The organism is Myceligenerans crystallogenes (assembly GCF_039529775.1).
Classification (GTDB): Bacteria; Actinomycetota; Actinomycetes; order Actinomycetales; family Cellulomonadaceae; genus Myceligenerans; species Myceligenerans crystallogenes.
The window spans coordinates 576,809-589,682 of the sequence record NZ_BAAANL010000002.1 but is presented as its reverse complement, the minus strand read 5'-3'; the positions used below and the strand labels follow the sequence as shown (position 1 = coordinate 589,682).

11 protein-coding genes are annotated in these 12,874 nt (G+C 71.8%); 9 read left to right on the top strand and 2 right to left on the bottom strand.

Going from position 1 to position 12,874, the window contains the following annotated elements:
- The first annotated feature begins 114 nt into the window (after positions 1-114).
- The gene (locus ABD208_RS07415; RefSeq protein ID WP_344101117.1) at positions 115-1,158 is read left to right on the top strand and encodes a TerC family protein; all 1,044 of its coding nucleotides are present in this window, start codon (positions 115-117) and stop codon (positions 1,156-1,158) included.
- Positions 1,159-1,309: 151 nt separating this feature from the next.
- Here the strand turns inward: ABD208_RS07415 and ABD208_RS07410 are convergent, their stop codons facing one another.
- A complete protein-coding gene (locus ABD208_RS07410; RefSeq protein ID WP_344101115.1) occupies positions 1,310-2,050 on the bottom strand; it encodes an MBL fold metallo-hydrolase in 741 nt (246 codons plus the stop codon).
- A 178-nt stretch (positions 2,051-2,228) separates the two neighbouring features.
- Here ABD208_RS07410 and ABD208_RS07405 point away from each other — a divergent pair, with 178 nt between their 5' ends.
- The 3 genes from ABD208_RS07405 (at position 2,229) to uvrA (ending at position 5,906) form a co-directional block, all read left to right on the top strand.
- On the top strand, positions 2,229-2,474 hold the full coding sequence (locus ABD208_RS07405) for a hypothetical protein (RefSeq protein ID WP_344101113.1): 246 nt from the start codon (positions 2,229-2,231) through the stop codon (positions 2,472-2,474).
- 93 nt (positions 2,475-2,567) lie between these two features.
- Entirely contained in the window at positions 2,568-2,876 is a 309-nt protein-coding gene (locus ABD208_RS07400) for a YciI family protein (protein ID WP_344101111.1), read from the top strand.
- Between the two features lie 63 nt (positions 2,877-2,939).
- Positions 2,940-5,906, top strand: a complete 2,967-nt coding sequence (gene uvrA, locus ABD208_RS07395; protein WP_344101109.1) for an excinuclease ABC subunit UvrA — start codon at positions 2,940-2,942, stop codon at positions 5,904-5,906.
- A 58-nt stretch (positions 5,907-5,964) separates the two neighbouring features.
- Here uvrA and ABD208_RS07390 read toward each other — a convergent pair whose 3' ends face one another.
- On the bottom strand, positions 5,965-6,831 hold the full coding sequence (locus tag ABD208_RS07390) for a hypothetical protein (protein ID WP_344101107.1): 867 nt from the start codon (positions 6,829-6,831) through the stop codon (positions 5,965-5,967).
- Positions 6,832-7,194: 363 nt separating this feature from the next.
- Between ABD208_RS07390 and ABD208_RS07385 the strand changes: the two genes are divergently transcribed.
- The 5 genes from ABD208_RS07385 (at position 7,195) to ABD208_RS07365 (ending at position 12,789) form a co-directional block, all read left to right on the top strand.
- Positions 7,195-7,686 carry an OsmC family protein gene (locus ABD208_RS07385; RefSeq protein WP_344101105.1) on the top strand — a complete coding sequence of 164 codons (492 nt, stop codon included), beginning with the start codon at positions 7,195-7,197 and terminating at the stop codon, positions 7,684-7,686.
- A 109-nt stretch (positions 7,687-7,795) separates the two neighbouring features.
- Positions 7,796-8,596, top strand: coding sequence for a hypothetical protein (locus tag ABD208_RS07380; protein WP_344101103.1), 801 nt, complete (start codon positions 7,796-7,798; stop codon positions 8,594-8,596).
- Positions 8,597-8,679: 83 nt separating this feature from the next.
- Positions 8,680-10,815 carry an excinuclease ABC subunit UvrC gene (gene uvrC / locus ABD208_RS07375; RefSeq protein WP_344101101.1) on the top strand — a complete coding sequence of 712 codons (2,136 nt, stop codon included), beginning with the start codon at positions 8,680-8,682 and terminating at the stop codon, positions 10,813-10,815.
- Positions 10,816-10,843: 28 nt separating this feature from the next.
- Positions 10,844-11,779 (top strand): RNase adapter RapZ, encoded by a 936-nt coding sequence (gene rapZ, locus ABD208_RS07370; RefSeq protein WP_344101099.1) that lies wholly within the window; start codon positions 10,844-10,846, stop codon positions 11,777-11,779.
- A 29-nt stretch (positions 11,780-11,808) separates the two neighbouring features.
- On the top strand, positions 11,809-12,789 hold the full coding sequence (locus tag ABD208_RS07365; RefSeq protein WP_344101097.1) for a gluconeogenesis factor YvcK family protein: 981 nt from the start codon (positions 11,809-11,811) through the stop codon (positions 12,787-12,789).
- Positions 12,790-12,874 lie beyond the last annotated feature (85 nt).

The following is a 12,874-nucleotide window of genomic DNA, read 5'->3' as shown; positions in this document are numbered from 1 at the left end:
CCCTGTTCCCGACAGGGTGGAGGTGCCGGCGGGTGAGGAAGACCTCCGGTGCATTGTCGTTCGCATCGGAGGTGGCGCCCCGCCGTGGCCTCCGAGCCTGTGAAAGGAACTTGGATGGCCCTGGAGTTGCCCCCGTGGTTCGAGATCACGTCCCTCGTGGCGATGATCGTTCTGATCGTCGTCGACCTACTGATCGTCGCCCGCCGCCCGCACGTGCCGAGCACCAAGGAGAGCGCCCTCTGGGTGAGCTTCTACGTGGCGCTGGCGCTGGCCTTCGGCGGGGTGATCTGGGCCGTCGGCGGGGCCACACCCGCGGCCGAGTTCTACACCGGCTGGCTCATGGAGTACTCCCTGAGCGTCGACAACCTGTTCATCTTCATCATCATCATGGCGCGCTTCGCGGTGCCGCGTGAGCAGCAGCAGCGCGTGCTGATGGTCGGCATCATCATGGCGCTCGTGTTCCGCGCCGCCTTCATCCTCGCGGGCGCCGCGATCATCGAGCGGTTCACCGCCGTCTTCTACCTGTTCGGCGCGTTCCTGCTGTACACGGCGATCAAGCTGGTCATCGACGAGCTCAAGGAGGAAGAGGAGGACTTCAAGGAGAACGCCCTCATCCGCACCCTGCGCCGCGTGCTCCCGCTGGACCACCACTACGACGGCGCCAAGCTGCGCACCGTCGTCGACGGCAAGAAGCTGTTCACCCCGATGATCGTCGTCTTCGTGGCGATCGGGTCCACGGACCTGATGTTCGCGCTCGACTCGATCCCCGCGATCTTCGGCGTTACCACCGACCCGTTCCTCGTGTTCGCCACGAACCTGTTCGCCCTCATGGGCCTGCGGCAGCTGTACTTCCTGCTCGGCGGCCTCATGGACCGGCTCGTGTACCTGCCCTACGCGCTCGCGGCGATCCTCGCCTTCATCGGCGTGAAGATGGTCCTCGAGGCCCTGCACACCAACACGCTGCCGTTCCTCAACGACGGCCACGGGTTCCACTGGGCCCCGGAGGTGCCGATCTGGCTGTCCCTGACGGTCATCATCGCCTCGCTGACCATCGGCACGGTGGCGAGCCTCCTGTCGACCCGTGGCGGCGCCACGGCGCACCTCAAGTCCGACGAGAAGGCCTCCGACAAGAAGGCCGAGGTCACGACCGGCGACTGACCTCCCGGGGATCTGGCGGCAGCCGTGCCGCCAGATCCCCGGTCGTTGGCTTTCCTCGCCAGGTCCCCGGCCGCCGGCCGGTAGCGAAGGCGCGCGCAGGCCGAGGAACGAGGCCGAGCACGACTGAGCCCGGCGGCTCGGGAAAGCGCTGCTACCAGCCGCGCTCGCGCCATTCGTCCAGGTGGGGGCGCTCGGCGCCCAGCGTCGTGTCGAGGCCGTGGCCGGGATAGACCCACGTGTCGTCCCGGAAGCGGTCGAAGATCCGCGTCGTCACGTCGCCCAGCAGCGCCGCGAACCGGTCCGGGTCCCCGCTGGTGCTCCCGAGGCCGCCGGGGAACAGCGAGTCCCCGGTGAACAGGTGCGTCCGCCCGGCCACGGCCCCCGCGGCCGACACCTGCGCCGGCTCCGTGTAGGCCAGCGCGATCGACCCCGGGGTGTGCCCGCGCAGGTGGATCACCTCGAGCGTCACCTCGCCGAAGGTGATGCGGTCGCCGTCGGACACGGTGACCTCGACGGGCGTGCCGGACGCGGAGGCGATGGCCTCCGCGTCCAGGGAGCCCGCCACGGACTGCGCGCCGGTCACGGCCACGACGTCGGCCAGCGCGCCCAGGTGGTTGGGATGCCGGTGCGTGGTGACGACCACGTCAAGCGGCGGACCTGCGTCCAGCGGGCCCTCGCCGGGGCCGTCCCCCTCGGACATGTCGACGAGGTCCATCAGGGACTGCGGGTCCGCGGCCGCGTCGATCAGCAGTTGCGCCCCCGTCACGTGACAGGTCAGCAGATAGGTGTTGTTGTCCATCGGGCCGACGGACATCTTGTGGATCGCGATGTCGTCGAGCAGGCGGATATCAGGGTCACTGCCCGTGACGACATCACCGGTGTAGGGCGCCATGAACGGAGTCTGCCAGCCGGTGGCCCGCCTGTGCACCCGGGGGATGTGGTGGGTGTGGGCGAATCGTTCCACGATGTTCACCCGCCGGTTACCGGGCGAATTTGGCAAACCCCCTGGGATCGCGACATGCTGCGAAAGGCCGGACCCCGTCCGGCACGGTGACCCTTCGAGGAAAGGCATGGCTGCCATGAGCCTGAACCTGGACAACCTGGTCGACAAGTCCTACCGCGGCAAGAGCATCAAGGAGATCCTGGACGCTCCGCCGTCGGCGCTGCTCGGCCTGAGCCCCAAGCACGACGAGGCGCTCGCTGCCCTGAAGATCAAGAGCATCGCGGACCTGGGCAAGTGGGAGCACGCCGTGCACGCCCAGGCGCTCGTGACGCTGGCCTACGCCGAGGTGGACGAGGTCGCCGCCGACGCGTGAGCGCACCCCGCGGCGCCCGTCTCCCGCCCGGCGGGACGGGCGCCGTCGTCGTCCCCGGCGGAGGCCCGGGAAATCTGCTGGAGAATGGCCGGCATGACGACCTATGCCGTGACCTACGTGTACGCCGACGACGCCGCCGGGCTCGACGCCCATCGCGCGGAGCACCGTGCCTTCCTGCGCGGCCTGCACGAGGCGGGGGTGCTGCGGGCGTCGGGGCCGCAGCCCGCGGTGGTGCCGCGGGACGGCGCGCCGCCGGCCGGCGCGGGCGCCCTTCTCGTCCTGGAGGGGGACTCGGCCGGCGACGTCCTCGCGGCCCTCGACGAGGACCCGTTCCGGAAGGTGGGATTGATCACGGAGCGGTCGGCGCGGGAGTGGAACGTCGTGATCGGCGGGTTCGCCTGAGGGCCCGGCGGCGTGTCGTAGAACACGCGTGCGAATGTCAGAGTCTCGGCCTAGGATGCTCGCGTGAGTAATCGGCTGGTCGTTTCCGGTGCCCGTGAGCACAACCTCAAGAACGCGTCCCTGGATCTGCCCCGGGAGGCGCTCGTCGTGTTCACGGGGTTGTCCGGGAGCGGCAAGTCGTCGCTCGCGTTCGACACGATCTTCGCCGAGGGGCAGCGCCGTTACGTCGAGTCGCTGAGCGCGTACGCGCGCCAGTTCCTCGGCCAGATGGACAAGCCCGACGTCGACTTCATCGAGGGCCTCAGCCCCGCGGTGTCGATCGACCAGAAGTCGACGAACCGGAACCCGCGCTCGACCGTGGGCACCATCACCGAGGTCTACGACTACCTCCGCCTGCTCTACTCGCGCGCGGGGACGCCGCACTGCCCCGTCTGCGGCGAGAAGATCCAGTCGCAGACCCCGCAGCAGATCGTCGACCGCGTGCTGGAGCTGCCCGAGGGCACGCGGTACCAGGTGCTCGCGCCCGTGGTGCGCGGGCGCAAGGGCGAGTACGCCGACCTCTTCAAGGAGCTGTCGGCCAAGGGCTTCGCGCGTGCCCGGGTCGACGGCGAGGTGGTGCAGCTCTCCGAGCCGCCGGCGCTGGAGAAGAAGCTCAAGCACGACATCGAGGTCGTGGTGGACCGGCTGGTGGCCCGCGAGGGCGTGCAGCGGCGGCTCACCGACTCCGTCGAGACCGCCCTCGGGCTGGCCGGCGGGCTCGTGATGATCGAGCTGGTCGACGTATCGGCCGATGCCCCGGCCGCCGAGCGGATCCGCAAGTTCTCCGAGAAGCGCTCCTGCCCGAACGACCACCCGCTCACGCTCGACGAGATCGAGCCGCGCACCTTCTCGTTCAACGCCCCGTACGGCGCGTGCCCCGAGTGCACGGGCATCGGGTTCCGGCTGGAGGTCGATCCCGACCTCGTCGTGCCGGATGACGAGAAGTCGCTGCGCGACGGCGCCGTGGCACCGTGGGCGCAGACCTCCAGCGAGTACTTCGAGCGGGTGCTGACGGCGCTCGCCGAGGAGATGAAGTTCGACATGGACGCGCCGTGGCGTGCCCTGCCGCAGCGGGCGCGCGACGCCATCCTGCACGGGCAGAACCACGAGGTGCACGTCAGGTACAAGAACCGCTGGGGGCGCGAGCGGCAGTACTCGACCGGCTTCGAGGGCGTCCTGACGTTCCTGGAGCGGCGGCACCGCGAGACGGACTCCGACTGGTCCAAGGAGAAGTACGAGGCCTTCATGCGCGAGGTCCCGTGCCCGGCGTGCGACGGCGCGCGCCTGCGCCCGGAGGTGCTCGCGGTGAAGGTGGGCGGCAGGTCCATCGCCCAGGTGTGCCGCCTGCCCATCTCGGAGGCGGCGGAGTTCCTCAAGGGGCTCGAGCTCGGCCACCGCGAGCAGCAGATCGCGGCCGAGGTGCTCAAGGAGATCCACGCGCGGCTCGGGTTCCTGCTCGACGTCGGGCTGGAGTACCTCACGCTCGAGCGGCCGGCGGGCACGCTGTCCGGCGGCGAGGCGCAGCGGATCCGGCTGGCCACGCAGATCGGGTCCGGCCTGGTCGGCGTGCTGTACGTGCTGGACGAGCCGTCGATCGGGCTGCACCAGCGCGACAACCGGCGGCTCATCGAGACCCTGACGCGGCTGCGGGACCTGGGCAACACGCTGATCGTCGTCGAGCACGACGAGGACACGATCCGCACGGCGGACTGGATCGTCGACGTCGGCCCGGGTGCGGGGGAGCGCGGCGGGCGGATCGTCCACTCGGGCGACCTGGCCGGCCTCCTGGCCGCCGAGGAGTCCGTGACCGGCGCCTACCTGTCGGGCCGGCGCCAGATCGTCGTTCCCGAGGTCCGGCGGCCGGTGGACCCGAAGCGCGAGCTGACCGTCGTCGGCGCGCGGGAGCACAACCTGCGGAACATCGACGTGTCGTTCCCGCTCGGCGTGTTCACCGCGGTCACGGGCGTGTCCGGCTCCGGCAAGTCGACCCTCGTGAACTCGATCCTGCACACCGTGCTCGCGAACGAGCTGAACGGCGCCCGCCAGGTGGCCGGGCGGCACACCCGCGTCACCGGGCTCGACCACCTCGACAAGGTGGTGCACGTCGACCAGGGCCCGATCGGCCGCACGCCGCGCTCCAACCCCGCCACCTACACGGGCGTGTGGGACCGGATCCGCAAGCTGTTCGCCGAGACGACCGAGGCGAAGGTGCGCGGCTACGGGCCGGGCCGGTTCTCGTTCAACGTCAAGGGCGGCCGCTGCGAGGCGTGCACCGGTGACGGCACGATCAAGATCGAGATGAACTTCCTGCCGGACGTGTACGTGCCGTGCGAGGTGTGCCACGGGGCGCGCTACAACCGCGAGACCCTCGAGGTGCACTTCAAGGGCAAGACCGTCGCGGACGTGCTCGACATGCCCATCGAGGAGGCGGCGTCGTTCTTCGAGGCGTTCCCGGCGATCTCGCGGTTCATGAACACGCTGGTCGACGTCGGCCTGGGCTACGTCCGGCTCGGTCAGCCCGCGCCCACGCTCTCCGGCGGCGAGGCGCAGCGCGTCAAGCTCGCCACGGAGCTGCAGAAGCGGTCCACCGGGCGCACCGTCTACGTGCTCGACGAGCCGACGACGGGCCTGCACTTCGAGGACATCCGCAAGCTGCTCGGGGTCCTGCAGTCGCTGGTCGGCAAGGGGAACTCGGTGATCGTCATCGAGCACAACCTCGACGTGATCAAGAACGCCGACTGGGTGATCGACATGGGCCCGGAGGGCGGTTCCGGCGGCGGCACCGTGGTGGCCGAGGGGACGCCCGAGTTCGTCGCGGGGGTGCCGGAGTCGCACACCGGCAAGTTCCTGGCGGAGGTGCTCGACGGCACGGTACCGGTCGGGCCGGCCCCGGCGGGCGGCGGCCCGGCGGCGCCGGCCGACCCCGCGAAGGCCGAGGCCGCGAGGACGACGAAGAGCCGGGCACGCCGCAAGGCCGCTGTCGCGGGCTGAGCGTGCCCGGCTCTCGCCGGGCGGGTCGTCGTCGGACAGGTGGTCGTCGGGCCGTGCGTCAGACGAGCTCGTAGTCCACCCAGATGCGGAACGCGGTCTGTTCCGCGGTCGACACCCTGCCGAGGAACGCGTGCTCCGCGGTGCGCGGGGTCGTCGGTTCGATCTCGACCAGGCAGGTCTGGCCTGCCGCGGCGAGGTTGTCGGCCTTGAGCCGGAACGCGCCGCAGCGCCATTGGACGTCCGGCCCGACGGTGCTGTCCAGCACCTCGTTGAACAGCGAGAAGGACGCGTAACCGGCCATCGCGACCGGCAAGGCCGGGAATCCGTCGAAGTGTCCCTGACACATCGAGGCGGCCACCTCGAGCTTCGCACTGCCCGACCGCTGGTGCACCGAGACGTCCGAGATGGGCATGGGTTGCTCGTACGGGTTCCCGGGCAGCACGGCGTCGGGTTCCGTCGGCTGCCCCATGATGCGGTAGAAGACCGCTGCGGTCATGACCTTGTACTGCACGTCCATCCGGGCGATCAAGGTCCCGGCGGAGTCACGCAGCTCGGTGTGGGCCAGCACCTGACGGCGGTTCTGTCCCTGGATGACGGCGGTTCCGGTGAGCGGCCCGGGGGCCGGTGACTCGCCCTCCGGGTACATGCGCCCGACGGCGCGGCTGGCGAGGTAGAAGTTGCGTCCGGGGGCCGGGCTGCTCGTGGCGGCCGCCGACAGGCCCAGGATCGCGAGGTGGCGGCCCACCTCGCCGAGGCCGATGACCTGGCTCTGGCGGCCGGGCGGCGACTGGACGGGGACGACGGCGCTGACCTGTCCGGGTGCGGTGCTGGTCAGGTCCTGCAGGGCGTAGTACGGGCGAGTGACACAGATGAGTGCTGCGATGTCGTCGTAAGTGGTGGTGGTGGTGTGCGTGCGGGTTGACACGTGAATCACCCCTGGGGTCAAACAACCGGCGGGTACGTGTGACTAAGACTGGCATAACAGGCAAAGAGCTCCCTAGTCCTTCGAAGCGATTCGGCCGGTGAAATCCTTCGTCACCTGGTGTTTCGGTGGCGTTACCTGCCGTGCGGCATGCCCGGAAAAATGTGCCAGGCGGAGCGGGGCAGGCGGGCCAGCCTTGCCCGTAAACCGCGGAATCCCGGACCGCACGCGTAGCGTGGCGCGCTCCGGTAAGGGTTTGGCAAAGGCGCCACGAAACATCGCGCGGGCGGAGTATAGATTTCATCTTGTGACGAAGGCCACACGTCCACGATGTGGGCATCGCGGCGTGCGGTTATCGTGAACGGCATGAGCGGAGCCACGCATGACTATGCCGTCGAGGTGACCTGGACCGGAGCGGGGGAGGCGGGCACGGCGTCGTACACCGCCTACTCCCGGGACCATGACGTCGTCCTGGCCGGTAAACCGCCGCTGCCGGGCACGTCGGACCCGGCGTTCCGCGGCGACCCGGGCCGGTACAGCCCGGAGGAGCTGTTCGTCGCGAGCCTGAGCCAGTGCCACATGCTGTGGTTCCTGCACCTGGCCGCGACAAGCGGCCTGGTCGTCCGCGAGTACGCGGATTCCGCGACCGGCACGATGCGGGTGGAGTCGCGGGGCGAGGGGCAGTTCACGGACGTCACGCTGCACCCGCGGATCGTGGCCGACGACGGCGAGCTGGCCTCGGACGAGCAGATCGCGGCCCTGCACCACAAGGCCCACGCGATGTGCTTCATCGCGCGGTCGGTCAACTTCCCCGTGAACGTGGAGCCGGTCCCGCTCGCGGTCGCGGGCCGGGCCTGAGGCGCGGCGCCGGCGGCCCGGCGGGGCCTGGCGCGCCGACGCTGTGATCCGTCGGGGCGGTTTCTGTGAATCCCGGGGCGCGGGCGCCGCTTGTCGCTAAGGTTCCAGCGTGACTTTTCACCCGCGTTCCGTCCGCGCCGCCCGTGACCTCCGCCGCGCCGGTCATCCTCTCGTCTCGCTGACCGTCGTGGCGCTCCTGGCGGCGTGCGGCGGCGGCGAGGTCACCGGCGCTCAGGCCCCCGGCGCCGGGGCGACCTCCGCCGCGCCGTCGGACAGCGCACCGGCGTCGCCGACGCCGTCGGACGACCTGTCGGAGCCGGCTCCCGCGGAGCCGCCCGCGCCGTCGGACGCGGCCTCGCCCAGCGCGTCGCCCGTCCCGAAGCCGTCGGCCTGGGGCTCCGTCGAGATCGACGCCGGCCACCAGCCCGCCTGGTTCGAGGGGAGCGACTGGTCGTGCGGCATGCCGGCCCAGCTGCTCGACCAGAGCCTCGACCCCGCGGCCACGCTGACGGCGGCCGGCCCGCTCGCGCCCCGGCCTGCCGGGGACCAGGCCGACGGCGGTGTGCTGCTGCCCGTCGAGATCCAGGTCACCGGCAAGAAGCCCACGCACACGAGCCCGGCCGTCGCCGTCGTCGTCCGCGAGGGAACCGTCGTCAGCCTGCCGCCGCTGGCCGACGGCGAGCCGGTGGAGTTCAGCGGGACCGCCGACGCCGCCGTGGGGAGCCGGAACTTCTGCCTGCCCGGCGGGGAGGCCGAGGGGATGACGACCTACGACCAGAAGCTCCCGGACGGCGCCTACGAGATCCGCGCCTTCGTCGAGCTGGACCCGGGAGCCTCCCCGCGCCGCTTCGTCCTGACCGAGCCGGTCCCCGCAGAGCTCAAGGGCGGCGCCTGGGTGGCCGGCGCCTGAGCCGCGCCGACCGGCCCGGGTCGGCGCGCCCGGGCCGGCGCAGCTGAGCGCCCGTGTCAGAGTCTCGAACTAGAGTTCGGGGCATGGCAGATCCGGCGACCTACCGTCCCCGGCCCGGCGAGATACCGACCTCGCCGGGCGTGTACCGCTTCCGTGACGAGCACGGGCGGGTGATCTACGTCGGCAAGGCGAAGAACCTGCGGCAGCGCCTGTCGAACTACTTCCAGGACGTCGCGAACCTGCACTACCGCACGCGCACCATGGTGACCACGGCGGCCTCGGTCGAGTGGACCGTCGTGGCCACCGAGGTGGAGGCGCTCGCGCTGGAGTACACGTGGATCCAGCAGTACGACCCGCGGTTCAACGTGAAGTACCGGGACGACAAGTCGTACCCGTACCTGGCGGTCACGCTCGGCGAGGAGATCCCGCGCGCCCAGGTGATGCGGGGCGCCAAGCGCAAGGGCACCCGGTACTTCGGGCCGTACGGGCACGCCTGGGCGATCCGCGAGACGCTCGATCAGGTGCTGCGGGTCTTTCCCGTGCGCACGTGCTCGGCGGGCGTGTACAAGCGCGCCGAGCGTTCCGGCCGGCCGTGCCTGCTGGGGTACATCGACAAGTGCTCCGCGCCGTGCGTCGGCCGGATCAGCCCCGAGGACCATCGCGAGCTCGCGCTGGACTTCTGCGACTTCCTGGCGGGCGAGACCACGAAGTTCGAGAAGCGGCTCACGGCCGAGATGACCGCCGCCGCCCAGGACATGGAGTACGAGCGCGCGGCGAGGCTCCGCGACGACATCGAGGCGCTGCGCCGCGCCACCGAGAAGAACGCGGTCGTGCTCGGCGACGGCACGGACGCCGACGTCTTCGCGCTCGCGGGCGACGAACTGGAGGCGGCCGTCCAGGTCTTCCACGTCCGCGGCGGCCGCATCCGCGGCCAGCGCGGCTGGGTCGTGGAGAAGGTCGAGGACCTGACCGACGCCGACCTGGTGGAGCACCTGCTCCAGCAGGTCTACGGTGCCGTCGACACGCAGGGGGCCGACGCCGCACGAGCCGGTGACGAGTCCCGCGCAGCCGGTGCCGGTACTGCCGGTGACGGCACGACGCCGGAGGCCGTCGCCCCGGCGCAGGCGTCGCCGGCCGCCGATACGCCGGCCGCCGATACGCCGGCCGCCGATACGCCGGCCGCCGATACGCCGGCGGCCGCTGCCCGGGCCGCGGAGGCCGCCGCCGCCCGCGACGCCGTCCCGCGCGAGGTCCTCGTGCCGGTCCTCCCGCCGGATCCCGACCAGGTCACCGCCTGGCTGAGCGGCCTGCGGGGCTCGCGGGTCGACCTGCGCGTCCCGCAGCGCGGCGACAAGAAGGAGCTCGCCGCCACCGTGCTGCGCAACGCGGAGCACTCCCTCGTGCTGCACAAGACCCGCCGCGCAGGCGACCTGACGACCCGCAGCCAGGCCCTCCAGGAGATCCAGGAGGCCCTCGGCCTGGACAGCGCCCCGCTGCGCATCGAGTGCTACGACATCTCGCACACCGGCGGCACCTACCAGTCCGCGTCGATGGTCGTGTTCGAGGACGGCCTGCCGCGCAAGAGCGAGTACCGCACGTTCAGCATCCGCGGCCCCGAGGGCGAGGGCGCCCGCGACGACACCGCCGCCATGCACGAGGTCATCACGCGCCGCCTCAGGCGCTACCTCGCCGACCGCCTCAAGGCGAACGACGTCGAGCTCGCGTCCGGCGAGATCGACCCGGACGACGACGCCGCGCCCGAGGACACGAAGCGCTTCGCGTACCCGCCCAGCCTGATCGTCGTCGACGGCGGCCCGCCCCAGGTCGCCGCCGCGGCCCGGGCCATGGCGGAGCTCGGCGTCACCGACGTCGCCCTGTGCGGGCTCGCCAAGCGGCTGGAGGAGGTGTGGGTCCCCGGCGACGACTACCCGGTCATCCTGCGGCGCTCGTCGGAGGGCCTCTACCTGCTGCAGCGCGTCCGCGACGAGGCGCACCGGTTCGCGATCCAGGCGCACCGCAAGCGCCGCGGCAAGGGCATGATCGCGTCGGTGCTCGACGACGTGCCGGGCCTCGGCCCCGCCCGCAAGAAGGCCCTGCTGGCGCACTTCGGCTCGGTCAAGAAGCTGCGCGCGGCGTCGGCCGAGGAGATCGCGACGGTCCGCGGCATGGGCGAGGGCACGGCGCGCGCCGTCGTCGCCGCCCTCGCGAAGGAGAAGTGATCGCGCCGTGACTGGCATGCTGGGCCCCATGAACGAACCGTCCCCGACGACAGCGCCGTCGGGCATCGCGGCCATCGACGCCTCCGCCACGACCCCCGCCGAGGACCCCCAGCCGGAGGTCCTGATCATCACCGGCATGTCCGGCGCCGGCCGGTCCCGCGCCGCCGCCGTCCTGGAGGACCTCGACTGGTACGTCGTCGACAACCTCCCGCCGATGATGCTCGTCCCGCTCGTCGACCTCATGAGCAAGGGCTCCACGATCGAGCGCGTCGCGGCCGTCGTCGACGTGCGCGGCCGGGAGTTCTTCTCCGAGCTCGACAAGGTGCTCGCGCACATGAGCGAGCGGGACGTCGCCTACCGGATCCTCTTCCTCGACGCCTCCGACGAGGCGCTCGTGCGCCGCTTCGAGCAGGTGCGCCGCCCGCACCCGCTGCAGGGCGACGGCCGCATCCTCGACGGCATCGGCGCGGAGCGCTCCCTCCTGGCCACCATCAAGGAACGTGCCGACATCTCGATCGACACCTCCGACCTGTCCGTGCACGACCTGTCCCGCGAGATCCGGCGCTCCCTGGCCGACGCGTCCCAGGAGGCCCTGCGCATCACCCTGGTCTCGTTCGGGTTCAAGTACGGGATCCCGCTGGACGCGGACCACGTCGTGGACGTACGGTTCCTGGCCAACCCGTACTGGATCACCGAGCTGCGTCACCTGACCGGCCACGACGAGCCCGTGCGGGAGTACGTGCTCGCCCGGCCCGGGGCACTCGACTTCGTCGAGCGCTACACCTCCGCACTGGAACCGGTCCTCGCGGGCTACCTGGACGAGGAGAAGCGCTACGCCACGATCGCCGTCGGCTGCACCGGCGGCAAGCACCGCTCCGTCGCGATGGCCGAGGCCATCGCGGAGCGGCTGCGCGCGGCGGGCCACCGGGTGCGCGTGACCGCACGCGACCTCGGCCGGGAGTAGGGCCGGAGGAACGGGGCAGAGAGGTGCCGATGAGGCCTGAGTGGAGCAAGAACCCGGCCGTCGTCGCGCTGGGCGGGGGGCACGGCCTGTCGGCCTCGCTGTCCGCGCTGCGCCTGATGTCGGACCGGCTGACCGCCGTCGTCACCGTGGCCGACGACGGCGGGTCGTCGGGGCGCCTGCGCGACGAGCTCGGCGTCCTGCCGCCGGGGGACCTGCGCATGGCGCTCGCGGCGCTGTGCGACGACTCGGAGTGGGGCCGCACCTGGAGCGCGATGCTCCAGCACCGGTTCCGGTCGGACGGCGAGCTGGACAACCACGCGATGGGGAACCTGCTCATCGTGGCGCTGTGGGAGCTGCTCGACGACCCGGTCAAGGGCCTGGACTGGGTGGGCAAGCTGCTGGGGGCGCGCGGGCGCGTGCTGCCGATGGCCGCCGTACCGCTGGTCGTGGAGGCGGACGTGCGCCGCGAGCCGCACCAGGTCCGCCCGGGACGCCCCGCCGCGGAGACGGTGATCGGGCAGAGCCGCGTGGCGGTGACCGACGGGCGCATCGAGCAGCTGCGGCTGGTGCCGTCGGACCCGCCGGCGCCCGACGAGGCGGTCGACGCCGTCATGGAGGCGGACTGGGTCGTGCTGGGCCCCGGGTCCTGGTACTCGTCGGTGCTGGTCCACCTGCTGGTCCCGGACCTCGCCCAGGCCCTGCACGACACGTCGGCCCGCAAGTGCGTGACGCTCAACCTCGCCGCCGACGGCGGGGAGACGGCCGGCCTGACCGCCGTGGACCACCTGGAGGCCCTGCACAAGCACGCCCCGAGCCTGCGGATCGACGCGGTCGTCGCCGACCCGTCCGCGGTCGAGGACGTCTCGCAGCTCCATGAGGCCGCCGGGCGCATGGGCGCCCACCTGCTGATGCGCCAGGTGCGGCGCGGCGACGGCACGGCCCGGCACGACGCGCTGCGCCTCGCGGCCGCGTACCGCGACGTGTTCGAGAACGTTCTCGGGGACGTCTGACGGAGCCGCGCGGCCCGCTCGCGCGGCCCGCTCGCGCGGCCCGCTCGCGCGGCCCGCTCGCACAACCCGCGCGGCCGTCCCGCCC

What these genes read in the sequence shown, in the direction of transcription:
- ABD208_RS07400 (WP_344101111.1), top strand. Translation starts at nt 2,568, where the DNA reads ATGACGACCTATGCCGTGACCTACGTGTACGCCGACGACGCCGCCGGG.
- ABD208_RS07385 (WP_344101105.1), top strand. Translation starts at nt 7,195, where the DNA reads ATGAGCGGAGCCACGCATGACTATGCCGTCGAGGTGACCTGGACCGGA.
- rapZ (WP_344101099.1), top strand. Translation starts at nt 10,844, where the DNA reads ATGAACGAACCGTCCCCGACGACAGCGCCGTCGGGCATCGCGGCCATC.
- ABD208_RS07405 (WP_344101113.1), top strand. Translation starts at nt 2,229, where the DNA reads ATGGCTGCCATGAGCCTGAACCTGGACAACCTGGTCGACAAGTCCTAC.
- ABD208_RS07415 (WP_344101117.1), top strand. Translation starts at nt 115, where the DNA reads ATGGCCCTGGAGTTGCCCCCGTGGTTCGAGATCACGTCCCTCGTGGCG.
- ABD208_RS07365 (WP_344101097.1), top strand. Translation starts at nt 11,809, where the DNA reads ATGAGGCCTGAGTGGAGCAAGAACCCGGCCGTCGTCGCGCTGGGCGGG.
- uvrC (WP_344101101.1), top strand. Translation starts at nt 8,680, where the DNA reads ATGGCAGATCCGGCGACCTACCGTCCCCGGCCCGGCGAGATACCGACC.
- ABD208_RS07410 (WP_344101115.1), bottom strand. Translation starts at nt 2,050, where the DNA reads ATGGCGCCCTACACCGGTGATGTCGTCACGGGCAGTGACCCTGATATC.